General features: G+C 61.4%; 21 protein-coding genes and 2 tRNA genes. 17 read left to right on the top strand and 6 right to left on the bottom strand.

The features are described from left to right. Positions 1 to 52 precede the first annotated feature (52 nt). The 4 genes from gltX to JJ889_RS07895 all read left to right on the top strand — a co-directional run bounded on the left by gltX (position 53) and on the right by JJ889_RS07895 (position 3,111). Positions 53 to 1,396 (top strand): glutamate--tRNA ligase, encoded by a 1,344-nt coding sequence (gltX, locus tag JJ889_RS07910; RefSeq protein ID WP_291893469.1) that lies wholly within the window; start codon positions 53 to 55, stop codon positions 1,394 to 1,396. 239 nt (positions 1,397 to 1,635) lie between these two features. Beyond that, positions 1,636 to 2,508: an alpha/beta hydrolase gene (locus JJ889_RS07905; protein WP_291893468.1), complete on the top strand. Its 873-nt coding sequence runs from the start codon at positions 1,636 to 1,638 to the stop codon at positions 2,506 to 2,508. Then, positions 2,501 to 2,911 (top strand): hypothetical protein, encoded by a 411-nt coding sequence (locus tag JJ889_RS07900; RefSeq protein WP_291893466.1) that lies wholly within the window; start codon positions 2,501 to 2,503, stop codon positions 2,909 to 2,911. The genes JJ889_RS07905 and JJ889_RS07900 overlap by 8 nt, the downstream gene beginning before the upstream one ends. Next, positions 2,908 to 3,111: a helix-turn-helix transcriptional regulator gene (locus JJ889_RS07895; protein ID WP_291893464.1), complete on the top strand. Its 204-nt coding sequence runs from the start codon at positions 2,908 to 2,910 to the stop codon at positions 3,109 to 3,111. Before JJ889_RS07900 ends, JJ889_RS07895 begins: the two co-directional genes overlap by 4 nt. Here the strand turns inward: JJ889_RS07895 and JJ889_RS07890 are convergent. Continuing rightward, positions 3,108 to 3,674 (bottom strand): TIGR00730 family Rossman fold protein, encoded by a 567-nt coding sequence (locus JJ889_RS07890; protein WP_291893462.1) that lies wholly within the window; start codon positions 3,672 to 3,674, stop codon positions 3,108 to 3,110. The two genes, JJ889_RS07895 and JJ889_RS07890, sit on opposite strands and share 4 nt — an antisense overlap. Before the next feature lie 136 nt (positions 3,675 to 3,810). Here JJ889_RS07890 and JJ889_RS07885 point away from each other — a divergent pair, with 136 nt between their 5' ends. The 3 genes from JJ889_RS07885 to JJ889_RS07875 all read left to right on the top strand — a co-directional run bounded on the left by JJ889_RS07885 (position 3,811) and on the right by JJ889_RS07875 (position 8,565). After that, the gene (locus JJ889_RS07885) at positions 3,811 to 4,833 is read left to right on the top strand and encodes a LysM peptidoglycan-binding domain-containing protein (protein WP_291893460.1); all 1,023 of its coding nucleotides are present in this window, start codon (positions 3,811 to 3,813) and stop codon (positions 4,831 to 4,833) included. Positions 4,834 to 4,882: 49 nt separating this feature from the next. After that, positions 4,883 to 6,748 (top strand): ABC transporter ATP-binding protein/permease, encoded by a 1,866-nt coding sequence (locus tag JJ889_RS07880; RefSeq protein ID WP_291893458.1) that lies wholly within the window; start codon positions 4,883 to 4,885, stop codon positions 6,746 to 6,748. A 137-nt stretch (positions 6,749 to 6,885) separates the two neighbouring features. Then, the gene (locus JJ889_RS07875; protein WP_291893457.1) at positions 6,886 to 8,565 is read left to right on the top strand and encodes a serine hydrolase; all 1,680 of its coding nucleotides are present in this window, start codon (positions 6,886 to 6,888) and stop codon (positions 8,563 to 8,565) included. 143 nt (positions 8,566 to 8,708) lie between these two features. Here JJ889_RS07875 and JJ889_RS07870 read toward each other — a convergent pair whose 3' ends face one another. Then, complete coding sequence (locus JJ889_RS07870; protein WP_291893455.1) at positions 8,709 to 9,827, bottom strand: serine hydrolase; 1,119 nt, start codon at positions 9,825 to 9,827, stop codon at positions 8,709 to 8,711. 115 nt (positions 9,828 to 9,942) lie between these two features. Further along, positions 9,943 to 10,018: transfer RNA gene (locus JJ889_RS07865), tRNA-Asn, on the bottom strand. 368 nt (positions 10,019 to 10,386) lie between these two features. Here JJ889_RS07865 and JJ889_RS07860 point away from each other — a divergent pair. Genes JJ889_RS07860 through JJ889_RS07850 form a run of 3 tightly spaced genes read left to right on the top strand, consistent with a single transcriptional unit; the run spans position 10,387 to position 12,438 of the window. Continuing rightward, complete coding sequence (locus tag JJ889_RS07860; RefSeq protein WP_291893453.1) at positions 10,387 to 10,743, top strand: DUF962 domain-containing protein; 357 nt, start codon at positions 10,387 to 10,389, stop codon at positions 10,741 to 10,743. A 32-nt stretch (positions 10,744 to 10,775) separates the two neighbouring features. Next, a complete protein-coding gene (locus JJ889_RS07855) occupies positions 10,776 to 12,296 on the top strand; it encodes an FAD-binding domain-containing protein (RefSeq protein WP_291893451.1) in 1,521 nt (506 codons plus the stop codon). A 1-nt stretch (position 12,297) separates the two neighbouring features. Beyond that, complete coding sequence (locus JJ889_RS07850; protein ID WP_291893449.1) at positions 12,298 to 12,438, top strand: DUF2256 domain-containing protein; 141 nt, start codon at positions 12,298 to 12,300, stop codon at positions 12,436 to 12,438. Here the strand turns inward: JJ889_RS07850 and JJ889_RS07845 are convergent. Next, positions 12,435 to 13,949: a cryptochrome/photolyase family protein gene (locus JJ889_RS07845; protein WP_291893447.1), complete on the bottom strand. Its 1,515-nt coding sequence runs from the start codon at positions 13,947 to 13,949 to the stop codon at positions 12,435 to 12,437. The genes JJ889_RS07850 and JJ889_RS07845 overlap by 4 nt on opposite strands. 73 nt (positions 13,950 to 14,022) lie before the next feature. Between JJ889_RS07845 and JJ889_RS07840 the strand changes: the two genes are divergently transcribed. Beyond that, entirely contained in the window at positions 14,023 to 14,700 is a 678-nt protein-coding gene (locus tag JJ889_RS07840; RefSeq protein ID WP_291893445.1) for an SDR family NAD(P)-dependent oxidoreductase, read from the top strand. A 112-nt stretch (positions 14,701 to 14,812) separates the two neighbouring features. On the opposite strand, the gene JJ889_RS07835 is transcribed toward JJ889_RS07840, so the two are convergent. Next, positions 14,813 to 14,886 (bottom strand) — tRNA-Cys (locus tag JJ889_RS07835). 183 nt (positions 14,887 to 15,069) lie between these two features. On the opposite strand from JJ889_RS07835, the gene JJ889_RS07830 reads away from it, so the two are divergent. From JJ889_RS07830 to JJ889_RS07810, 5 genes are all read left to right on the top strand, one after another. Beyond that, complete coding sequence (locus tag JJ889_RS07830) at positions 15,070 to 15,723, top strand: protein-L-isoaspartate O-methyltransferase (protein ID WP_291893443.1); 654 nt, start codon at positions 15,070 to 15,072, stop codon at positions 15,721 to 15,723. A 217-nt stretch (positions 15,724 to 15,940) separates the two neighbouring features. Then, positions 15,941 to 17,326: a TolC family outer membrane protein gene (locus JJ889_RS07825; protein WP_291893441.1), complete on the top strand. Its 1,386-nt coding sequence runs from the start codon at positions 15,941 to 15,943 to the stop codon at positions 17,324 to 17,326. A gap of 90 nt (positions 17,327 to 17,416) precedes the next feature. After that, positions 17,417 to 18,004, top strand: a complete 588-nt coding sequence (locus tag JJ889_RS07820) for a DUF2497 domain-containing protein (RefSeq protein ID WP_291893437.1) — start codon at positions 17,417 to 17,419, stop codon at positions 18,002 to 18,004. Between the two features lie 73 nt (positions 18,005 to 18,077). Continuing rightward, the gene (locus JJ889_RS07815; protein ID WP_366940086.1) at positions 18,078 to 20,939 is read left to right on the top strand and encodes a valine--tRNA ligase; all 2,862 of its coding nucleotides are present in this window, start codon (positions 18,078 to 18,080) and stop codon (positions 20,937 to 20,939) included. Positions 20,940 to 20,941: 2 nt separating this feature from the next. After that, on the top strand, positions 20,942 to 21,928 hold the full coding sequence (locus tag JJ889_RS07810; protein ID WP_291893432.1) for a DUF3137 domain-containing protein: 987 nt from the start codon (positions 20,942 to 20,944) through the stop codon (positions 21,926 to 21,928). Here JJ889_RS07810 and mnmH read toward each other — a convergent pair. After that, positions 21,925 to 22,983 carry a tRNA 2-selenouridine(34) synthase MnmH gene (gene mnmH, locus JJ889_RS07805; RefSeq protein WP_291893430.1) on the bottom strand — a complete coding sequence of 353 codons (1,059 nt, stop codon included), beginning with the start codon at positions 22,981 to 22,983 and terminating at the stop codon, positions 21,925 to 21,927. The two genes, JJ889_RS07810 and mnmH, sit on opposite strands and share 4 nt — an antisense overlap. 55 nt (positions 22,984 to 23,038) lie before the next feature. Between mnmH and selD the strand changes: the two genes are divergently transcribed. After that, a complete protein-coding gene (gene selD / locus JJ889_RS07800) occupies positions 23,039 to 24,088 on the top strand; it encodes a selenide, water dikinase SelD (protein ID WP_291893428.1) in 1,050 nt (349 codons plus the stop codon). Positions 24,089 to 24,090 lie beyond the last annotated feature (2 nt).

Genomic DNA, 24,090 nt, shown 5'->3' with positions numbered 1-24,090 from the left:
TCAGGCGCTTGCGGAGTAATCCACGGCCTCTTGATTTCACAGGCCTGATCCCATGACCAAAGTCCGTTTTGCTCCCAGCCCGACCGGCAAGCTTCATGTCGGCAATGTCCGCACTGCGCTGTTCAACTATCTGTTCGCGCGCAAGGCCGGTGGCACATTTGTGCTGCGGATCGATGATACGGACCTGGAACGCTCCACCCAGGAGTATGAGGACGGTATCCGTACCGATCTGACTTGGCTGGGCATGACGTGGGACGAGACGTTCAAGCAGTCCGAGCGGTTTGACCGCTACAACGCTGCTGCTGAGGACCTCAAGGCCAAGGGCCTGCTCTATGCCTGTTACGAGACCGGTGAAGAGCTGGACCGCAAGCGTCGTCTGCAAATGGCCAATGGCCGTCCGCCGGTCTATGACCGCGCTGCGCTGAAACTGACCGACGCTGAAAAGGCCGCGCTGGAAGCGGAAGGCCGCAAGCCGCACTGGCGTTTCAAACTGTCCGGCAATCCGGTCAGCTGGACAGATCTGGTGCGCGGTGACGTGACCATCGAGACCTCTTCCCTGTCCGACCCGATCCTGATCCGTGAGGATGGCAGCTATCTCTACACCCTGCCGTCGGTCTGCGATGATATCGACGCTGAAATCACGCACATCATCCGCGGCGAGGACCACACCACCAATTCCGGCGCCCAGATCGAGATCTTCGAGGCACTGGGTGGCAAGGCGCCGAGCTTTGGTCACCAGGCCCTGCTAGTGGGCGCTGATGGTGGCAAGCTGTCCAAGCGCCTCGGTTCGCTTTCCATGCAGGACCTGCGTGAGGAAGAGGGTTTCGAGGCCATGGCCGTCAACTCGCTGCTGGGGCGTATCGGGACCTCCGATCCGGTCGAGCCCTTCATGGCCCTGGAAGACCTGCTCGACGGTTTCTCGCTGGACCGGTTGACCCGTTCACCGGCGCGCTTTGATCCGGAAGAGCTGGCCCGTCTCAATGCCAAGATCCTGCACGAGACCGGCTATGCCGTGGTTCAGGAGCGTCTGGCGGATATGGGGGCAGATGCTGGCGAGGCCGTCTGGGCCGCCGTGCGTCCGAACCTGGAACGCCTTCGCGATGCCAAGGACTGGGCAGCGCTGGTCAACGGCCCGGTCACCCCGGTGATCGAGGGCGAGGATGCCGATTTCATCGCTGCTGCTGCTGACGCTTTGCCGGCCAGCGAGCTGACGGAAGCCAGCTGGGGTGAATGGACAGGCGCACTCAAGGAAGCAACCGGACGCAAGGGCAAGGGCCTGTTCATGCCGCTGCGCCACGCACTGACCGGCCAGCCGCGGGGCCCGGAAATGGCGGTCCTGCTGCCGCTGATCGGTCGCGACAAGGTGCTGGCCCGCCTCCGGGGCGAAGCGGCCTAAATCTCCGTAATTCAATCATATTATTGAACCTGCTCGCGGCCTGTCCAGGTCGCGAGAGGTCGACATATTGACTCGTATAAATGACAATGTGTCAGGTCGTGTTGACATTCGTGCCGTCAAGTGTCAGGTTTGCATTACATTCAGTCATGGAGTGCAGACATGTGCAAAAAAGAAGGTATGAGTTTCGGCGTTGTCATCGCCGTTTTCATTGCGATTTTCGTAGCGACGGGAGTGATCGGATGAGCCTGCCGTTTTATCTGGCCGCCGGCGTTGCGGCCTGTGCCCTGGTTTTCTCGCCCGAGGCAGAAGCCCAGACTCATTTCACCGCAGAGCGTGCCGGCGACAGCCACGCTCAGGACGTGATGTTCATTCCGGGCCTGGCCTCGCCGGGTGAGGTCTGGACCGAAACGGTGGACGCCCTTGGCAGCGAGATCGACGCCCATGTGATCACCGCAGCCGGTTTCGGGGATCTCGCTCCGTCGGGCGAGGGGGCCTTCATCGCCCCTCTGGTCGAGGACCTGGCCGCCTATGTGGACTCCCATCAGATCGAGGGGCTGACCCTGGTCGGGCATTCCATGGGCGCGCAGATCGCCCTGCAGCTCGCGGCTGTTCGTCCACAGGCCGTGGACCAGGTCATCGTCGTTGATAGCGCGCCATTCTATGCGCGCCTGTTCAATCCGGCGATCACGCCGGAGCAGGCGGCAGGATTTGGCCAGGGCATGGCAGCCCAGATGGCTTCCATGTCACGCGATCAATACCTGTCGATGAGCCGCCAGGGCCTGATGATCCAGTCGATCACCGAGGACGGCCAGGCCCGCGTCATGTCCTATATGGAGCGCGCTGACCAGTCCGCGGTGGCTCGCGCCATGGGTGAGGTGGCCGGCACGGATTTCTCGCCTGTGCTTGGCGATGTCGATGCAGAGATTGATGTGCTTGTGGCCTGGGCGCCGGGGGCGCCGGTGACACAGGACCAGCTGCGCGGCATCTATGAGGGTCAGTACGCGACTGCGCGCGATGCCGAGGTGCACATGATCACCGACTCACGGCACTTCATAATGTTCGACCAGCCCGAGCGTTTCGTGGAGTTTCTGCGTGGCGAGCTCGATGACTAGTTCTGGGGAGATGATGATGCAGCCTCATGTGAAGCGCTATTTTATCCAGTTCGGCGGCTCGATGGTGGGCTATATGCTGATCCTGTTCGGCTCGGTCTATATTCTGCGTTCCGGTGATTACGGACCTGTTGTCACTGGCATTCTAGCCGTGTCGCCGGTGGTGCCGGCCCTGTTCGGGCTCTATGCGGTACTGACTTTCTACCGAGCGATCGATGAGTTCCAGAAACGTGTCATTGCGGAGGCGATGCTGATCGCCTCCCTGTTGGTGGGTTTCGGGACTTTCGCCTGGGGATTCCTGGAGGCCTCGCTGGACCTGCCGGCCATTCCGACAATCTGGATATTCCCAGCGCTCATAGGAACTTACGGCCTGATGGCCTGTGTCCTGAAGTGGCGTTACTCATGAGGAATCGCTTGCGAGTTCTTCGTGCAGAGCGCCGCTGGAGCCAGGCCGAGCTGGGAGAACGTGTCGGCGTCTCCCGCCAGGCCATCAACGCGGTGGAAACGTCCAAACACGATCCATCACTGACCCTGGCCTTTGCCCTGGCCGAGGCTTTCGATCTCAAGATCGAGGATGTTTTTGATCCGAAAGGGGAGCCGGACTAGGCGTCCTGCTCCTCCTGCATATTGTCGAGCAGGAAGTCGATGGCCTTTGCCGGGTCGGCTTCCAGCACCATGTGGTCGGCAATCGTCTGCGGCGAGAATCCCTCGGTGACCGTATGGTTGATCAGCTCGATCAGGGGCTGCCAGAACCCGTCAATGTCCAGGAAGGCGATCGGCTTGTCGTGCAGGCCGAGTTGCTGGCGCGAGACGACATCGAAGACTTCCTCCAGCGTACCGGTTCCGCCAGGCATGATCAGGTAGGCATCCGATTCGGCGATCAGCTGGCTCTTGCGCTCGGACATGGTTTCCACGATGCGCACTTCGACACCGTCAAGATGACCTTCACGGGCGATGAGAAATCCTGGGATAATGCCCAGCACGTCACCACCCAGCGCTGCTGCGCTGGAAGCGGATACCCCCATCAGGCCTACATCACCGCCACCATAGACCAGCCTGGCCCCGGCCTTGGCGATGGCCTGGCCTACAGCCTCCGCGGCGATTTCGTAACTGGCTCGCTCGCCAAGTCGTGAACCGCAAAAGACACCAATCGACCTTACTTTTGCCATCTAAGCACCGTCCATGTTTGCATTCTTCTGAGGGGATGGTATTCGCCGATAGACGTCGGCGCGAGGCTTGCATCGGAAAAATTCCGATCCGATTGCAGTTCCCGCGTATTCCGACGGAAAAATTAGGAGGCCGAACATGACCGCCACGCGGTCGTTCATTATCGCCGCAGTCTTGGCAGTGCTGGCAGTCGTGTCTGCGCTGGCTTTCATCATGTATCGCCCCTCCGCCGATGATGCCGAGGATCGCGCTCCTGTATCCGAAGACGTCTCCGGAGACACCGCCGAGGTTGTGTCCGAAGTTGAGACAGGTCTGCCGCTGGCGCCGCCGGTATTCGACATTGTGCGTGTCGATCCGAGAGGTTCTGCCGTCATGGCGGGGCGTGGTGAGCCGGGCGCTATCATCCAGGTCCTTGCCGATGACGCGCCGATCAGCTTCCAGCATGATGGTCGTCGGACCACTGAGATGCCGGTCAATGAGCGCGGCGAATGGGTCATCATCGTGGATGAACCCCTGCCATCCGGTGCTATCCAGCTGGGTCTCCTCATGCGGACGACCAATGGCCAGGAACTGCGATCCGAACAGGTTGTCGTCGTCTCGATTCCGGAAGTTCCGGGCCCGACCCCGCTGGTCATTGTCGGCCGTCCGGGTGAAGCCAGTCGTGTCTGGCAATGCCCGTCCTGCGCCGATGCCGATATGGGTGCCCTGGTGCTGGAAACCATCGATTATGACGAGACCGGAGCGGTGATCTTCTCCGGTCGTGCGGAAACCGGCACGTCAGTGCGCATCTTCGCTAATGGCGCTATGGTGGGCGAGGGCGAAGTCGGCAGTGACGGTCGCTGGACGCTGCAGGCCGGAGCCTTGCTGGCACCGGGCATTTATGATCTCCAGATCGACCAGGTCACGCCGGAAGGCCTTGTCTCCGCTGTCATCGCACTGCCCTTCGAGCGTGTCGCGCCGGAGGACATCAATCTCGGCCCGGACAGTGTCGTCGTCCAGCCGGGCAACTCGCTTTGGCGCCTGGCACGTCGTCTCTATGGCGAAGGTGTCCAGTACACCGTCATCTACGAAGCCAACCGTGACCAGATCCGCGACCCCAACCTGATCTATCCGGGACAGGTGTTTACTGCGCCTGATACGGAAGACGGGCAGGGCGGGTAAACGCCACCCCCCTAGCGCTGGACGCCATCCCGCCCTATCTCTGGGCGCGATGAGACCTTCTGTTCCTGATAGTGAAGACGAGACCAAGGCTGCCCCGACGGGCAGTCTGGGCATGGCGATGGCACGGCTGTTCGGGCTGCTGGCTTCGCCGGAGATGAAAAAATGGCGCCTGCGCATGGTGATTGCCCTGGCGCTGACCGTGGTGGCGAAACTGTTCGCAGTAGCGGCGCCGGTCTATTTCGGTGATGGCATCAACCTGATCACCGAGCGCGGAGAGGGTGTCAGCGTCGCAGATGCGAGCTCGCTGTTTGTTATCGCCTTCCTGGTCTATGCCGGAGCGCGTTTCCTGTCGGTGGGCATGCCGCAGCTGCGCGATGCCATGTTCGCACCAGTCAGCCAGGATGCGCAGCGCCTGACCCAGGTGCGCACCTTTGGACATGTGCAGCGGCTGTCACTGTCCTATCACCAGACGAAGCGCACCGGCGCGCTGAACCGGATCATTGATCGCGGGGCGCGTGCGGTTGATTTCCTGATGCGCTTCCTGGTCTTCAATATCGCGCCCACCCTGTTCGAGCTGGTATTGGCTGCGGGCATGCTGAGCCTCAATTACGGCTGGGAGTTTGCTGCCATCGCGGTGGCGACGGTGGTGATCTATATGGGCCTGACCTGGACGGTGACCGAGTGGCGCGTGAAGATCCGCCGCAAGATGAATGACGCCGACAACGAGGCCAATGCTCGCGCGGTCGACAGCCTGATCAATTTCGAGACTGTGAAGGCCTTCGCCGCCGAGCGTCGCGAGACCGACCTATACGACAATGCGCTGCAGCGCTATGCCGGAGCCGCGGTGCGTTCGCAGTCCTCGCTGGCGCTTCTCAATGGCGCCCAGGCCTTCATCATGAATGCCGGCCTGCTGGCCATGGCGCTAACGGCAGGCTGGAAGGCCTGGAATGGCGTGTTGCAGCCTGGCGATGTGGCGGCGGTGACGCTGATCCTGATGAATATCTACCAGCCGCTGAACATTCTGGGCTGGGCCTATCGCGAGATCAAACAGGGTGCAGTCGACATGGAGCGCCTGTTCGACACGCTGGCGATCAAACCCGATGTTGATGACAAGCCTGACGCGTCAGACCTGGCGCTGAAAGGCGGCGCGGTGCGGTTTGATGCGGTCAGCTTCGCCCATGAGGGTCGTGAGCGCTCGGTAGACCAGGTCAGCCTGGATGTGCCCCCGGGCAGTTTTGTCGGCCTGTGCGGGCCCTCAGGCGCCGGCAAGTCGACGATGCTGAAACTGCTGTTCCGTTTCTACGATCCGGCCGGTGGTGCGGTCTCGATTGACGGCCAGGATCTGCGCGATGTCAGCCAGGAGAGCCTGCGTTCGGCGCTGGGCCTGGTTCCCCAGGACGTCGTCCTGTTCAACGACACGCTGCGCGCCAATGTGCTCTACGGCCGTCCGGAAGCCAGCGAGGACGAAATCTGGGAAGCGATCGAACGCGCCCAGCTGGGTGATTTTGTGCGCGATCTGCAAGACGGGCTCGACACCAAGGTCGGCGAACGCGGGCTGAAACTCTCCGGCGGTGAGAAACAGCGGGTAGGCGTCGCCAGGGCCATTCTCAAGGAGCCGGCGGTGCTGGTCCTGGATGAAGCGACATCAGCGCTCGACAGCCAGACGGAAAAAGAGGTTCAGGCTGCCCTGACCGAAGCCGCTCGTGGCCGCACAACCATCGCTGTCGCCCATCGCCTTTCCACCATCGCCAATGCAGACCGCATCGTGGTCATGAAGGATGGCGGCATTGCCGAGACGGGCACGCATAACGCGTTGTTGGAGCTCGGTGGCATTTATGCCGAAATGTGGGCGCGCCAGAGCGAGGCGGGTGAAGTGTCCGATCCCTCTTCCAGCCTCCAACAGTCCGCGCAATAGGCATTTCGGCCTCCCGCTTGCTTTGATTTTCTCGGCCCAAAACCCTTGTGCATCAACATTTTTGGCTATATTTGGCGCAGGAGTGCAGTTTTCGCGTCTCACCGGGCAGACGCTTTTGCAGTTGAAGCGGGGAAATCGTGGGAAACTGGATCAATTTGCGGTGTATCATCGCAAGCGTGGCCGTTTGGCTTGTACCGGGAAACAGCGCAGCTCAAGCTGCGCCAGCACTCCAGGACGATGCCGTCCAGGCCATAAGCAGGCTAGTCGAGGAAATGGTCGAGCCCGGCCAGCCTGGCGCCGGTGTCGGCATTGTGCTGGGTGGTGATGTCGTCTTCAGCCATTACGCAGGCTTGGCCAATCTCGATACGCCGACACCGATCGACGCAAGCACGCGCTTTAATATTGCGTCGGTCGCCAAGCAATACACGGCGCTGATGGTGCTGGAGCTCGCGCAATCCGGTCGCGTGGACCTGTCGCAGGACTTCAGGACCTATCTACCCGGTGTGATGGAGGGGATTGATCCGCCAATCTCGGTGGGTCAGTTGATCAATCACACCAGCGGAATTCGTGACGTCTATGACCTCTACTTCATTACCAATGCCACCTGGTATGAAACCGATTTCGACAATCGCACAGCGCTGACATTACTCAACCGTCAGGTCGCGCTCAATTTTGAGCCGGGCACGGATTATCGGTACAGCAATTCCAATTATATCCTGCTGGCCGAACTTGTCTCTGCGGTTGTCGATGAACCGTTTCACGTCTACGCAACCCGCTTCCTCTCCGAGCGCGGACTGGGGGATTCCAGTATTCGGCGGCGTTATGGCGTTGTCATTCCGCGGCTGGCGCGAGCCTATGGCAATTATGGCTCCGGCTGGCTGGAGGATGCGGATATCGCCAATACCCAAGGCGACGGTTTCATGTATGCCTCGCTACCGGATCTGCTGCGCTGGGAAACCCAGATCTGGGGTGCAGACAGAAGCCTGCCTGATGACCTGATCGAGATGAGCCAGCGCCCGATCGAGGGATTGTCCAACCCGGCCTATGGTTACGGATTGGAGTTTGGTTTTTACCGCGGCGCCCGGACCGTCTTCCATGAGGGGGCAACGGGCAGTTACAATACCCATGTCTTGCGGTTTCCCGATTTTCAGGCGTCGATCGTGGTTGTAAGCAATAATCGCAATATCAGCGCGGTCGCGCTGGCCGTGCGCACAGCCAATCTTGCCTTTGACAATGTCTTCACCGATGCAGCGACCTATCCCGCTGGTCCTGACGTGATCAGCGATATCGGCTCCCTAGATGGCTTTCTCGGACTGTACGAACTGGACAGCGGGACATTTGTCCGGCTGGTCTCACGCGATGGAGATCTGTTCAGGGAAATCGAATGGCGCGAGCCGGTCAGGTTGATCCCCGAAGCTGACAATCTTTATCACTACGAGACAAATCCGAATCTCCGGCTCACGCTGACACAGTCTGCCGAGGGGCGGCGAGGGTTCGCGCTCTATGCGCCCAGCCAGAGCCCGCAATTCGCACAGCAAGTCCCGCCAACTCCCGATGAAGAGACCTATCCCGCCAGCATCGAAGGACGTTATTTCAATGCCGAAACGGAAACGGAGATCATTCTTCAACACACGGCGGACGGTGAGTATGTCATGGTCAAGAATGATCGACCCAGAACGCTGCAGCTTGTGGGACGCGATTACCTGACCTGGAATGACTATAGAATCCGGGTGGTGCGGGATGGGCGCGGCCTGTCAACCGGCCTCACCGTCGACCGAAATCGCGTCCGCAACCTCGATTTTCCACGACAGGACTAGGTGCTCGGAGATCGCCTATCGTCCAGCCGCTCTTGCACGCTGGCACAGGTTGCAAGGGCAAAGGACTGGACGGTCAGGGCAATTAGGCGAATGGAGGGCATGATGACCCGGTTTGCCTACGTTGAAGCCTGCCAGCGCGCGCGTCAGTTCGCTCCGGCGTGAAGGTGTTGGGCGATTTCCACGCTCAGACCTGCCAGCTCGCCGTAATCCACGCCATTATTGGAGATCACGATGACGATTTCCTGCGATTGCGGCAACAGGGTGAGCATCGAAACATGGCCGGCAATGCGTCCGTTATAGGTGCGGACCGCGATCATCTCGCTGTCATCGAGTGTCGGAACCTCGGTCAGGATCCAGGTCATGGGCTGGTCTGGGTCGAGCATGACAGCCTGGCTCTCCTGGCTGAGGAAATCACCTCGCATCATGGCCTGCCCCCAGGCCAGTAGGTCGGTGGCTGTTGCATGCAGGCTGCCCGTAGCTCGGAAGACCGCCGGGTTTTCTATCTCGACCTGGAAATAGCCACCGTCTTCGTCGGGCATGTAGTTGCCTGCCAGGCGAAGCCTCTCGTCCTGTTGGTAAATCTGGCCGGTGGCCGTGAGGCCTGCAGGTTCAAGCAACTGGCTGATCAATTGCTGCTCATAGGGCTGGTCGCCGACCCGGTCGAGGATCAGGCCGAGCAGATAGAAATTGGCGTTCGAGTAATAATACTCCGTGCCGGGTTCAAAGCGCAGCGGCATGCTGGCGAGCGTGTCCAGCAGGTGCTCGCGGGTATAAGGCAGTTTCCCGCCCGGCTCGAACCAGCCCGGCAGGTCGATATAGTGCGGCAGGCCGCTGCGGTTCTGCAGCATCTGGCGCACCGTGACCGTGTTGGCCCAGGGCGCCACGAACTCCGGCAGGACAGAGGCCAAGCTCGCATCAAGCTCCAGTCGCCCCGCCTCGACCGCTTGCAGGGTGAGCACGGTTGTGAAGGTCTTGGTCAGCGAGGCGACAACAAAGGATGTGTCGGCATCGACAGGGATATTCGCCTCGCGGTTGGCCAAACCGAACGAGGTTTCGAAAATCTGCTCATTCTCCCGCACGACCAGGACATTGCCGCTGAACCGCGTCCGCTCCGCCCAGCTGTCAACGATGGGCGCAAAGGCACTGGTTTGCGAATCGGCTCGTACCGCTTCTCCTGTTTCCCCAGGCGCCTCAGTGGACTGGCCACAGGCCACCAGGGCCAGGCAGGAGAGGGGAAGGGCAACAAGCGTGGAAAGTTTCATGGAGATCTCGCAGTTTGGTCCTGGGGCGCGGCGCAAGGCGCACTGATTGCCCGCGCTGATGTAATCACTGTCAGCGGCGTGTCTGGCGTCTTGTTCTGGAAACCTCGCTTGAGAATGGCTCCCCCGGACGGGCTCGAACCGCCGACCCGGTGATTAACAGTCACCTGCTCTACCAACTGAGCTACAGGGGAATACCGTTCTCACAAGCGAGACCGGGCTTTTATCAGAGCGTTGGGCAAAAGCGCAAGCACCCAAAAGCGGTAATCGCACCCGTTTGCTGCAAAAAAATCGGGAGCCACGAAGGCTCCCGAAAAGGCATTGGGTGGATGGTGGGGTGTCTTCACGGGAAGACGGGTAAAACATCGGGCCGAATCTCTTAATGGAGGGTTAATTCAATGGGTAGAATTGGGGAATTGGTTTATTGTCCTTGATGAATCCCTAATGGAATCATCAAAATACAGCGGACTCTGAAGAGTCGGTATTTACCATCACCCGGCGCTTTATTGACCGCGAATCACTATGCCATACTGATCCGAACGGCGAATCGGGGAGGTTTGAAATGAGAGAATACAATACATTCGGCGAGTTCTGGCCCTTTTACCTGCGTGAACACTCCGACCCGGCGACTCGCGCCTGGCATTATGTCGGTTCGACTCTGGCGATCGCGGTCCTGCTGGGGGCGCTGATCAGCCAGACCTGGTTATTGCTGCTGGCTGTTCCGGTTTCGGGTTATTTCTTCGCCTGGGTCAGCCATGCCTTTGTCGAGCACAACAAGCCGGCGACCTTTACCTATCCGCTGTGGTCGCTGATCGCGGACTACAAGATGTTCGGCATGTTCCTGATGGGCAAGCTCGGACCGGAGCTCGAGCGGGCTGGTGTTACCGCCAAGTCCTCTGCTGCTGAAGCGGAAGGCTAGATCCTGATCCCAGGCGCGCTAACTCATCCAGTATGGCGAGCTCTGGTCCTGTTCAAATTCTCTGGTTCAAGCGCGACCTGCGGGTCAGCGATCACCTCGCCCTGCGCGAGGCGTCTGCGGCTGGGCCTGTCCTGCCGCTTTATATCGTCGAGCCGGAATTCTGGCGCCAGGAAGATGTCTCTGGTCGTCAGTATGATTTCCTCCAGCAATGCCTCGAGGGGCTGAATGCGGATTTGCAGGCGCTGGGCAGCCTGCTCTGTATTCGCGTCGGTGATGCCGTCGATATCCTCGCAGATCTCACTCGCCAGTTTCCCGACTGCACGCTGTGGTCTCACGAGGAAACCGGCAATGCCTGGACCTATCGACGCGATCTCGCCGTGGCGCAGGCCTTGCGCAATTTGTCGGTCGAGTGGAACGAGCTGAGCCAGGGCGGCGTAATCCGGCGGCTGCCGTCGCGCGATGGCTGGGCCGGCAACTGGCAACGCCATGTCGCTGCGCCGGTCGCCGACCGTCCGGTCCTGCAGCCAGCGCCGGATGTCCGGCATGACAGGGTGCCTGAGCCGCAAGAGCTGGGTTTGCAGCCTGAGCGGGCCGGGCAGGCCGGAGGTCGCCATGCCGCCGAGCGCGTGCTTGAAGGTTTCCTGCTTGAACGCGGTGAGTTCTACCGTTCGGCCATGTCGAGTCCGCTGGACGGTGCAGCAGCGTGTTCTCGGCTTTCGCCCTATCTGGCCCTTGGGGTGATGAGCGTCCGCGAGGTTTACCACCGTCTGCAAGATCGCCGAGCGGATGTCCCCGCTGGCGCGGTGGGACGCCATTGGCGCGGCTCGTTGCAGAGTTTCCGGTCCCGGCTGCAATGGCGCGACCATTTCATGCAGAAGCTGGAAGACCAGCCCTCGATCGAATTTGACAACCTGCACCCGGGGCTTTCAGGACTCGAGCGCGACGCGGTCGATGAAGCGCGCATGGCGGCCTGGCGCGAGGGGCAGACCGGTATTCCCTTTGTCGACGCCTGTATGCGTTCGCTCAACCGCACGGGCTGGCTGAATTTTCGCATGCGGGCCATGCTCGTTTCCTTCGCCAGTTATCATCTCTGGCAGCCTTGGCAGTCGTCGGGACAGCACTTGGCGCGCATGTTCCTCGACTATGAGCCTGGCATTCACTGGTCCCAGATCCAGATGCAGTCCGGTACGACGGGGATCAACACGATCCGCATCTATAACCCGGTCAAACAGGGACATGACCAGGACCCAGACGGTGTCTTCATCCGGCAATGGTGCCCGGAGCTGGCCGATATACCTGACGGTTTCCTGCATGAGCCCTGGAAGTGGTCCACGCGCGCTGCTGCAGCCCCGGGCGCTTATCCTGCGCCGATTGTCGATGTCGCTGCGGCGGCACGGGCCGCGCGTGAGCGGATCCACGCGGCACGCAAGGCGCCGGGCTTTCGCGATGAGGCGGCCAGCATCGTACGCAAGCACGCCAGCCGGTCCGGCCGCCGACGTTCGCCGGCACGATCCGGCGGCAAACCGTCCAATCAACTGACGCTGGGGCTTTGAGATGGCCCGTCATTCCGCCCGCCAACCCAAGCCAACCAAGACCTGCGCGGTCTGCCAGCGGCCTTTCGAGTGGCGCAAGAAATGGGAAAAGGTCTGGGACGAGGTGAAATACTGCTCGGAGCGCTGTCGCCGCGCGCGCTAGAGCGAGGCGAGAAACGCCTCGGCACTGCGGCGCAAGGCGGACTGGCGGTCAGCGTCCATGCGGTCCCAGTTGCGATAGACGGGCCCAAGCCGCGGATTGCCGCGCAGTGTCGCGTCGTGACGCGCGAGGAAGTCCCAGTAGAGCGCATTGAAGGGGCACGCCGTCGGCCCGGTTTTCTGTTTCACATCGTATTTGCAGCCAGAGCAGTAATCCGACATGCGATCGATATAGGCACCGCTGGCCGCATAGGGTTTCGAGCCCAACAGCCCGCCATCGGCAAACTGGCTCATGCCGATCACATTGGGCGCCTCCACCCACTCATAGGCATCGGTGTAGACGGCCAGGTACCACTCGTGCACTTGGAAGGGGTCGACGTCCGCCAGCATCGCGAACAGGCCGGTCACCATCAGCCGCTGGATGTGATGCGCGTAACCCAGTTCCAGGGTCTGTCCGATGGCCTTGGACAGGCAGGTCATATCCGTCTCGCCCGTCCAGTAGAAGTCGGGCAGGGGGCGGCGGGCATCCAGCGCGTTGCGGCGAACATAATCCGGGCCTTCGCGCCAATAGATCCCGCGCACATACTCTCGCCAGCCGAGGATCTGGCGGATGAAGCCTTCGACGGCATTGAGCGGGGCACGACCGTCGCGATATTCGCGCTCTGCTCGCTGGCACAGATCGAGCGGATCGAGCAGGCCGGCATTGAGCGCTGTCGACAGGTTGGAGTGATAGAGCAGGGGCTCTGCGGCCAGCATGGCGTCCTGGTAATCCCCGAAACCCGGCAGGGCGTGTTGCATGAAATGATCACGCGATTGTTCGGCCTCGGCGCGGGTGACCGGCAAATCGAACCTGTCGAGGCTGCCGGGATGCTCCGCGAACTGGTCTGCGACGAGGTCGAGCACCTCCTGCGTCACCGCATCCACGGGTGTTGCATGGCGCGGTGGCATGAACAGGCTGGCTTCGGCGGGCTTGCGATTGTCCTTGTCGAAATTCCACTGACCGCCGGCAGGCTTGTCACCATCCATGAGCAGGCCTGTGCGCTTGCGCATCTCGCGATAGAAATACTCCATGCGCAGCTGTTTGCGGCCCTCCGCCCAGCGCGCGAAGTCGTCATGGGAGGCAAGGAAGCGCCCGTCCTCCGCGACAAGCACCGGCAGGCCCAGCGTGTCGGCCCAGGTGCGCATCTCCTGGTGCAGGCGCCATTCCCCCGCCTCGGTCACCAGAACACGCTTGTAGGCACCGTCCTGCAGGGTGCGGGCAACGGCCTCGCGAAGGCTCGCTAGACCAGCGTCCAGCGTGAAATAGGTGACGTTCCAGCCCGCGGCGCGCAGCGCGTCGCGGAAATGGCGCATGGCAGAAAACGTGAAGGCCAGCTTGCGTTTGTGGTGGCGAACATAGGACGCCTCATCCGTCACCTCGGCCATGACGATGTGGGCCGTCTCGGGGCTGGCCTGTGACAGGCTGGAGATCTGGGGCGTCAGCTGATCACCCAGAATGAGAACGAGATCGGTCATGCCTGCCCTTTTCGCTGTACCTGCATGATCTACGTCTGGTGTACCGGGTTGGACCTGTCAGCGGAGCATGATCTTGACGAAAATAGTCATCGGGGCGAGCGGGGCGATTGGCGCGGCAATCGCCGACCGGCTGGAAGAGCAGGACGATACGGTGTTGCGCGTGGCACGCACAACGACGCCCGCGCTGGACCTGACAGACGAGGCCAGCATCAAAGCCGTCGCCGACCATGTTCGCGAGGTCGGCCAGCCGGTAGAACTGGTGTTTGATGCCACCGGTTTCCTGCACGGCGACGGGTATATGCCCGAGCGCAGCTGGCGTGCGCTGGACGCCGAACACATGCTGCTGGATTACCAGCTCAACACGGTTGGACCGGCCTTGTTGATGAAGCATTTCCTGCCCCTGCTGCAGCGTGATTCGCGCGCGGTTTTCGCCACCTTGTCCGCCCGGGTCGGGTCGATTTCAGACAATCGGCTGGGCGGGTGGCACAGCTATCGCGCATCCAAGGCGGCATTGAACCAGATGGTGCGGACCTGCTCGATCGAGCTGGCGCGCAAGAACCCCGAGGCGATCTGTGTTGCCATCCATCCGGGAACAGTGGCGAGTCGCCTGTCGGAACCGTTCTCCAAATCCGGGCTGGATGTGCGCACGCCCGAAGTTGCCGCTGAGGAGATACTGGACGTGTTGGATAGTCTTGCGCCGACCGACACGGGAAAGCTGTTCGACCACAAGGGAAAGCGGGTGGAGTTCTAGGGGAGCGGCAGCCCTTCTACGCCAAGGCTTCGAAGGGCACCTCTTCGCGCACGCGCTTCGCTCGTATTCACGCTTGGGGTGGCTCGCCACCCGAAGCGCGAAGCGCGAAGGGTGGAGGCACCGCCCGGAATCGAACCGGGGTCCACGGATTTGCAATCCGCTGCGTAGCCACTCCGCCACGGTGCCGAAAATGCGAGGCGCGATCTATAACCAACCCGGACGGGTGGGGCAATCGGCCACGACATTTTCTACTGAAATTCGCCGCGCCTGCGTTGTTTTGGCCTGTCGCGCAGCGTGATGCTTGCCCGCAAGGCGCGGCACAGGATATATCACGCGCAACTTGCCTTCCCATTCGCTGAGGAGATCTCCGTGAGCGACTTCGACCTGGCCCGACAGCAGATGGTGGATTGCCAGATCCGCCCGTCCGATATCACCGACCGCCGTTTGCTCGGCGCTTTCGAGACGGTGCCGCGTCACGTCTTCACGCCGCGCTCCAAGCTGGCTTCTGCCTATGCGGACGGTGAGGTCGCCACAAGCGAGGCGCGCCGCATGATGCGTCCGCGCGACATGTCCAAGCTGATCCAGGCTGCTGACATCCGGGGCGATGAGATGGTGCTGGATATTGCCTGTGGTCGTGGTTATTCCACCGCCATCCTGGCCAAGCTCGCGGAAACCGTTGTCGGTCTCGATGATGATGAGGACGGCCAGTCTCGCGCCAGCGACCTGCTGTCCGAGTGTGGTGCCGACAACGCTGTCGTCATCTCCGGTGACCCCAAGGCCGGCGAGGCCGACCAGGGTCCGTACAATGTGATCTTCGTCAACGGTGCCGTTGAAGACGTCCCGCAGGCCTGGCTCGACCAGCTTGCTGATGGTGGCCGTCTGGCCGTTGTCGTGCGCAAGGGCCCGGTGGGCAAGGCGACGATTTTCACGCGCTCTGCTTCGGGCATCGGCGAGAAGGTTGTCTTCGACGCATCCACCTCAACTATTCCAGGTTTCGAGTGCGCTGAGAGCTTTTCGCTCTAAAAAAGCAGCTGGGGGCGCGACGGAACGCCGTCGAGCCCTACGTTCAAGCACGCGTTAAAAGAATTACCAAAATAAAAGAGTGAACGCTGTTCACTTCTGCTATTTGGTACCCTATATGGACGACAGGCTCGCGCTGGTTTCTGGCGCGGGTCACGTTATGATGGGTGCAGACAATTGCTGAGTCTGTTGCCGGAAAGAGGACAGAAGTATGGTTCGCATGTCTCGTTGGGTTGCGGCCCTGACCGCCGGAGTTTCGCTGCTGGCTGTTGCCGCAAACGCCCAGGCCCAGTCCCTGGAAGAAGCCCTGGCCCACGCCTACAATACCAACCCGACCCTGCAGGCCGAGCGCGCACGTCTTCGCGCGACCGATGAAAGCTGGGTCCAGGCGCGCTCGGCGCGACTGCCTTCCGTGTCCGCCGACGCCTCGATCTCGCGCAACAGCACGGAGAGCCGCAGCACATTTGTTCTCGGTAACCAGCAAGTCGTCTCGCAGTCGGAAACAGATTCCACGCCGAAGAACTACTCCATTACGGCGACACAATCGATCTATCGTGGAGGCCGCACGTCTGGTCAGATCAACCAGGCCAGTGCCCAGGTCATGGCCGGTCGTGAAAGCCTGCGTGCTGTAGAGCAGGGCGTCCTGGTGGATGCCGTTACTGCGTTCATGGATGTCCGCCGTGACATGGAAGTCGTGTCAATCCGCCGCAACAATGTCGACGTCCTGGCCCAGCACCTGCAGGCCGCCCAGGACCGGTTTGAAGTGGGTGAGATCACCCGCACCGACGTGGCCCAGGCCGAGGCGCGCCTGTCCGGTGCTCAGGCCCAGCTGGCCGGTGCCCAGTCGCAGCTGTCCGTCAGCCGCGCGGCCTATGAGCGTGTGACTGGCGAGCCGGCTGCAACGCTGGAACAGCCGCCGGCCCTGCCGTCACTGCCGGACAATCTTGCCGACGCAGCCTCTGCCGCCTTTGACAACAGCCCGCAATTGCGCGCGGCCCAGTATGGCGAGGAAGCGGCCCGCCACGGCATCCAGGTCGCACGCGGCGCGATGCGTCCGGAAGTGTCCCTGCGAGCGTCTGCATCTGCGGCACGTGACAGCAGTTTCTCCGGTGATGAGCGCGACAGCACGTCGATCACGGGTACCGTGTCCATGCCGATCTTCACCGGTGGTCTCAACCGCTCACGTGTGCGCGCGGCCGTGGCATCGGAAGAACAGGCCCGTTTCCAGGTCAATGAAGCCCGCCGCCAGGTGACTGAAGGTGTGACAAATGCCTGGACTGCTTACGTTGCATCTCTTGCTGTCATCGATTCCAGCCGTCAGGCCGTTCTGGCCAACGAGATTGCGCTGGATGGTGTGGAGCAGGAGGCCTATGTCGGCCTTCGAACGACGCTGGACGTACTGGATGCCGAACAGGAATTGCTGGAAAGCCGCCTGACCTTGGTGACGGCCGAGCGTGACAGCTATGTCGCCGGTTATCGTCTGCTTCAGGCCATGGGCCTGCTATCGGCAGACAGTCTGGGACTGGGTGTTGAGCTGTATGATCCTGCAGCTGTGGAAAACTCCCGCTCGCGCTTCAATAACTTTGACTTAACGCCCTGGAATTAGCCTTGAAGGCGAAACGTGGGGGTGGACATCCGCCGTCCGCCCCGGTTTATTCGCGTTAGACGAGAATTGCCGGACAAAGGATCCGCACACATGGCTGATGCTGCTGAAAACGAACCGTCAATGGAAGAAATCCTCTCCTCGATCCGCCGGATCATAAACGAGGACGAGGACGAGGCTCCTGCTGCCGAAGCAGAAGCTGCCCCGGCGGAAGAAGAATCCAACTCCCAGGACGACATCGATTCGATGTTTGACGAGGCGCCCGCTGCTGAGGAAGAGCCGGGGCCCGAGGCGGAGGACGTGCTCGAGCTGACCGACATGGTCGACGAGCCGGATGCAGGCACGGATCCCATGACGATGGACGATGATCTGATGATCGTCGATCGCGAAGAGGAAGAGCCGGAAGTCGTGGCCGAGCCGGAGCCGGTGGTCGATTTCGACGCGGTCGAGGCCGAAGTAGCCGATGGCATCATGTCTGATGGCGCTGCTGCAGCGGCGATGGGCTCCTTCCACACGCTGGCTGACAGCATCCGCATTTCCGAAGAAGAGGGCCGTACACTGGAAGGTGTCGTCCGCGCTCTGCTTCGCCCGATGCTCAAGGAATGGCTCGATGCCAACCTGCCGAGCATTGTGGATGAAAAGGTACAGGCCGAGATCGACCGCGTGGCACGCCGTCGCTAACTCTTTCGTCGAACACTGAAATCATCTAAGGGCATCGACGAGAGCGTCGGTGCCCTTTATTCATGCGCGGATCATGATGGAAAAGACATTCAACCCAGCCCAAGCCGAAACCCGTATCTATGATGCGTGGGAGCAGTCCGGAGCCTTCCAGCCCAAGGATGACCCGAACGCCAAGCCGTTCTGTATCGTCATCCCGCCGCCCAATGTGACAGGTCGCCTGCACATTGGTCACGCGCTGAACAACACGCTGCAGGACGTGTTGAGCCGCTACAAGCGCATGCTGGGTGACAGCGTGCTGTGGCAGCCGGGCACCGACCATGCGGGCATTGCCACGCAGATGGTGGTTGAACGCCAGCTGGCCGCCAACCAGGAACCGTCCCGCCGCGATATGGGCCGCGAGAAATTCGTGGAACGTGTCTGGGAGTGGAAGGAAGAGTCCGGTGGCATGATCCTGCAACAGCTGCGCCGCCTGGGTACCAGCTGTGACTGGTCGCGCGAGCGTTTCACCCTGGATGAGGGCCTCTCCGAGGCGGTGCTGAAAGTCTTCGTCGAGCTCTACAAGCAGGGCCTGATGTATCGCGGCAAGCGCCTGGTGAACTGGGATCCCAAGTTCGAGACGGCGATTTCCGACCTCGAGGTCGAGAATATCGAAGTTGACGGCCACATGTGGCACTTCAAATACCCGCTCGCCGGCGGCAAGACCTATACGTATGTGGAAAAGGACGAGGACGGGAATGTCACGCTCACCGAAGAGCGCGACTATATCTCCATCGCGACGACCCGCCCGGAAACCATGCTCGGCGACGGCGCGGTTGCCGTTCACCCCGATGATGAGCGTTATGCGCCGATCGTCGGTGAGCTGTGCGAAATCCCGGTGGGCCCCAAGGAACACCGCCGCCTGATCCCGATCATCACGGACGAGTACCCGGACCCGGAATTTGGTTCCGGTGCGGTCAAGATCACCGGCGCCCATGATTTCAACGACTATGAAGTCGCCAAGCGCAACAACATCCCGCTCTATCGCCTGATGGACACCCAGGCCGCCATGCGCGCCGATGGGCCGTCCTATGACGAGTGTGCGACCAAGGCCCAGGCGATTGCCAGGGGCGCAGACCTGCCGTCCGAGGCCGAGGTTGATGCGATCAACCTGGTGCCGGAAGACTATCGCGGTCTCGACCGGTTCGAGGCGCGCGAGAAAATCATTGCCGATATCACGGCGGAAGGTCTCGCTGTCATGGTGACGCCGGAAGCCAAGGATGGGGATGAGGAAGCACCTCAGCCCATCCCGCTGGTGGAAAACAAGAAAATCCAACAGCCTTTCGGTGACCGGTCCAATGTCGTTATCGAGCCGATGCTGACGGACCAGTGGTTCGCCAATGCCGGTGAGCTGGCCAAGGAAGCCATCGCCGCCGTCGAGGATGGCCGCACGACCTTCCACCCGAAAAACTGGGAAAAGACGTATTTTGAATGGATGCGCAACATCCAGCCCTGGTGTGTTTCGCGTCAGCTGTGGTGGGGGCACCAGATCCCGGCCTGGTATGATGACGAAGGCAATGTCTATGTTGCCGAGAGCGAGGAAGAAGCCATCGCACAGTCAGGTGGCAAGTCTCTGACCCGCGATCCCGACGTTCTCGACACCTGGTTCTCCTCCGCCCTCTGGCCGTTCTCGACCCTGGGCTGGCCGGACAAGACGCCGGAAGTCGCAAAATTCTATCCCAACACCGTCCTCATCACGGCGTTCGACATCATCTTCTTCTGGGTCGCCCGCATGATGATGCAGGGGCTGCACTTCATGAAGGACGAAGACGGCAAGCCGCAGGTGCCGTTCAAGGACGTTTATATCCACGCCCTGGTCCGCGACGAGAAGGGCCAGAAAATGTCCAAGTCCAAGGGCAATGTGATTGACCCGCTGGAACTGGTCGATGAATACGGCGCGGACGCGGTGCGTTTCACCCTCGCGGTCCAGGCCGGGCAGGGGCGGGACATCCGTATGTCCACGCAACGCGTTGAAGGTTATCGCAATTTCGGAACCAAACTCTGGAATGCGGCGCGCTTCTGCGAGATGAATGAGTGTGCGGTACCGGCCGGTTTCGACCCGTCTTCCGTCACCCAGACCGTCAACAAGTGGATCCTGGCCGAAGCCCAGTCGACCGTTGCTGCGGTCAACAAAGGCCTGGACGAATACCGGTTCAACGAGGCCGCAGCTGCCGCCTATCGTTTCGTCTGGAACATCTTCTGTGACTGGCATCTGGAATTCGCCAAGCCGCTGTTTGGCGGTGAGGATGCAGCGGCCAAGGCCGAGACCCAGGCGACGACCGCCTATGTGCTCGATATCGCGCTGAAGATCCTGCACCCCTTCATGCCATTCGTGACCGAGGCGCTGTGGGCGGAAACTGCCAGGCGCGACACCCAGCTGATCGTGGCCGACTGGCCGCAGCTGGACGGTCTGGCCAATGCGGATGCTGAGGCCGAGATGAGCTGGCTCATCGACGTCATCACCAATATCCGCAGCCTCAAGGCCGAGATGAATATCGCGCCGGGCAAGCCGCTCAACGCGGTTCTGGTGGGCGCGTCGCAGGACATTCTCGACCGCGTCGAGCGCAATCGCCCGCTGCTGGCCCGCATGGCCCGCCTCGAGGAGATCTCGGCTTCTGACAGCGTCCCGCCGGCCTCGGCGCAGACGGTGGTCGGTGAGACGGTCATCGCCCTGCCGCTGGACGGGGTGATCGATCTGGACGCCGAACGTGATCGCCTGGCCAAGGAGCTGAAAAAGCTCGATGGCGAGATCATGCGCCTGGAGAAAAAGCTCGGGAACGCCAAATTCGTCGCCAACGCCCCGGAAGAGGTCGTCGCCGGCGAAAAAGCCAAGCTGGCCGACTACACCGCCCAGAAAACCAAGGTCTCCGAGGCCCTGGGACGTCTGGAGACGGCGTAGACGTGGACGCTAAGTTTCAGGAACTCTGGCAGGAACGCCTCCAGCCCTGGCTGGAAGGGCTGGAGAAGGAGCGCAAGCAGGCGACCGGATCCTTCTGGATCTGGTTGTTTGTGGCCATTGCAATCGTGGTTGTGGGGCTGGTTGTCGTCGGTTCCATGAATGACGACAATTTCGGCTTTTTCTTTGTTTTTCTGGTGTTTGCCTTTTTTGCCATCGTGGCGGGCAACAGCAAGCTCAGCAAGCTGCGCAAGCGGGTCAAGGAAGAGCTCAACACCGCCATCGCCGAGGCCTGTGGCATGGCCTATTCGGTGCGGCCGTATTCGCCGGCGCGGTTTTCCACCTTCCGCCAGTATGACTTGCTGCCGGTCTTCAACCGCAAGCATTTCGAGGATCATTTTTCCGGCGAGATCGATGGCTGTGATTTCGAGCTTTACGAAGCGCATCTCGAACAGCGTCGTCGCTCGAAGAATCGCACCTATTACGTCACCGTCTTTCGCGGCGTGCTGATGCGCATTACCTTCCCGCGCAAGGTGGAAGGGGTGACCGTCATCACGCGTGACCAGGGCTGGCTGAACTCCCTGCAAAAGCTGTCGCGGTCCTTCGGGTCCACCAAGCTGGAACGCATCGGTCTTGTCGATCCCAAATTCGAGAAGGCGTTCGAGGTCTATGGCAATGACCAGGTGCTGGCGCGCTACATGCTGACACCCAGCTTCATGGAACGCTTGCTCGACCTGGAAAAGGCCCTGAAAGGCAAGCGTGTGCGGGCCATGTTCGACCAGGACAGCGGCAAGGGCGAGCTGTTGATCGCCGCGGAAACCGGTAATCTCTTCGAAGTGGGGTCCATGTGGAAACCGCTGGCAGACCAGGGCCGCATCAAGTCGATCATCGACGAGCTGAACCTGGTGACAGGCCTGGTGAAAATGCTGGTCGAGAGCGGTGTCGACAGCGCGGATGTCCAGGCCATGCTGGATCGCAATCCGGAAGTCTAGACCGTCTCTCGCTCGCAGATTTGATCCGCGAGATCGCTGAGCGCAGCATCATCCAGCGATGCCGTGTCCAACACACGCTCAGCCCACTCGGCACCGTCACGCCGTCGAGCCCGGTCGTAGGCCGGGTCGTAATGGGCCTCCACCAGGGCGATGGCGAGCGGATGGAAATCACCGGCCTCGGCCATGGTGAGCCATTCCGTGATTGTCTCGCCTGACTGGAACTGTCTAAGGCCTTTAATGGCCTGGACCAGCTTGTCCGTATTGGCGGCAAGGTCGGGATAGGCGCGCATGAGATAGCGGGCGCGCTCTTCAACAGGAGCCTTGATGACAAGGCGATCTGCCGCCTGCATGGCATTCCACAATCCGACCGGCACGCGCCTGCGACCGACCAGCTTGCTTTCAGCCTCGATATAGGTCGGGCGGGCCGGGTCGAGATTGCGGAGCCGGGTCCAGATCCGGGTTTCGAAGGCTTTCTGACTGGGTTGGTCCTCACCGGCGAAATCGCCGAAGATCGAACCGCGATGATGCGCGAGGCCTTCCAGGTCGATGACCTGTTCACCGCGCTCGGCCAGCACGTGCAAAAGGCGGGTCTTGGCCGTTCCGGTCTGGCCGTCAATCAGCGTGATCTTGTGTGTTTGCTCAGCTTCCAGCGCTTCGCGCACCTGGTCGCGCCAGCGGCGATAACCGCCATGGACGAGCGTCACCTTCCAGCCAACCGCCGAAAGCACAGTCGCCATGGAGGAGGACCGCATGCCCCCGCGCCAGCAATAGATCAGCGGCCGGAAAGCCTTGGGCTTGTCAGCCAGCACCGTCTCGATATGCCGGGCAATATTGCGCGAGGTGAGGGCGGCGCCCATGCGGCGGGCCTCGAAGACCGAGACCTGCTTGTAATGCGTGCCGACGTGCGCCCGTTCTTCATCATCCAGCACAGGCAGGTTGATGGCGCCGGGCAGGTGGTCCTCGGCAAACTCGCCGGGCGAACGCACATCGATAATGGCGTCATACTGCGCCAGCGCGTCGCTGGAGAGGTCTTTTGTGGTGGCGAAGGATTGCATCGGCGATTATGTCTCCTGAAACAACATTAGCCGATCAGACAAGGGTTTGTGGATCATGGATGACACTCAAGCAGTTCGCCTCAGCGCTCTGGCCCATGGCGGCGGCTGTGGCTGCAAGCTCGATCCGGCTGTGCTGAGCGACATTCTCGGCGGTGCACCCGCCATGCCGATGCCGTCGGAACTGCTGGTGGATGCGGCCACACGCGATGACGCGGCGGTCTGGCGCATCAATGATGAAACGGTGCTGGTGGCCACCACCGACTTTTTTACGCCCATCGTCGATGACCCGGAAGTCTTCGGAAAGATCGCCGCGACCAATGCGCTGTCGGATGTCTACGCCATGGGCGCGACGCCGATCTTCTGCCTCGCCATTGTCGGCATGCCGGTCAACAAGCTGCCGCGCGAGATGGTGCGCGCCATCCTGGCGGGCGGACGTTCTGTCGCAGAGGCTGCAGGCGCACCCATTGCGGGCGGTCACTCGATTGATGCTGCCGAGCCCATCTATGGCCTGGTGGCCCTGGGCACGGCCCATCCCGATTGTCTGAAGACCAATGCCGGCGCCAAGGCCGGCGATGTGCTGGTGCTGGGCAAGTCCATTGGTGTCGGGGTGTTCAGTGCGGCGCTGAAACGCGGCGAGCTCTCGCCGGAGGCCTATGACGCCATGGTCGCTTCCACCACCCTGCTCAACACGCCCGGCGCAGCTTTGAGCCAGCTGGAGGGCGTCCATGCCATCACCGATGTCACCGGCTTCGGCCTGCTGGGCCATCTCTCCGAAATGTGCGAGGGCGCGGGCCTGACCGGTATTGTCGAACGCGCAAAAGTCCCGGTCTTTTCCGAAGCGCGCCGCCTGGCCGAGGCCGGGATCAAGACGGGCGCGTCCGGCCGCAACTGGGCGGCTGTCGGTGACAAGGTCACCACGCCCGCCGACTGGTCGGAACTGGACGAAATCCTCTGGTGCGATCCCCAAACCTCTGGCGGCCTGATGGTCTCCTGCAGCGCAGACGCGGTGGACGACGTGCTCGCCTGTTTCCACGCGGCAGGCCACAGCGCCGCCACCGTCATCGGTCGCATGCAAGCCGGCGAACCGGGCGTTCGGGTGGAGTAGGG

Origin of the sequence: Maricaulis sp. (assembly GCF_017643475.1) — a bacterium.
In the GTDB taxonomy this organism is placed as follows: Bacteria; Pseudomonadota; Alphaproteobacteria; order Caulobacterales; family Maricaulaceae; genus Maricaulis.
Note: the sequence above shows the minus strand (reverse complement) of the source record. Positions and strands in the feature narration are given on the sequence as shown.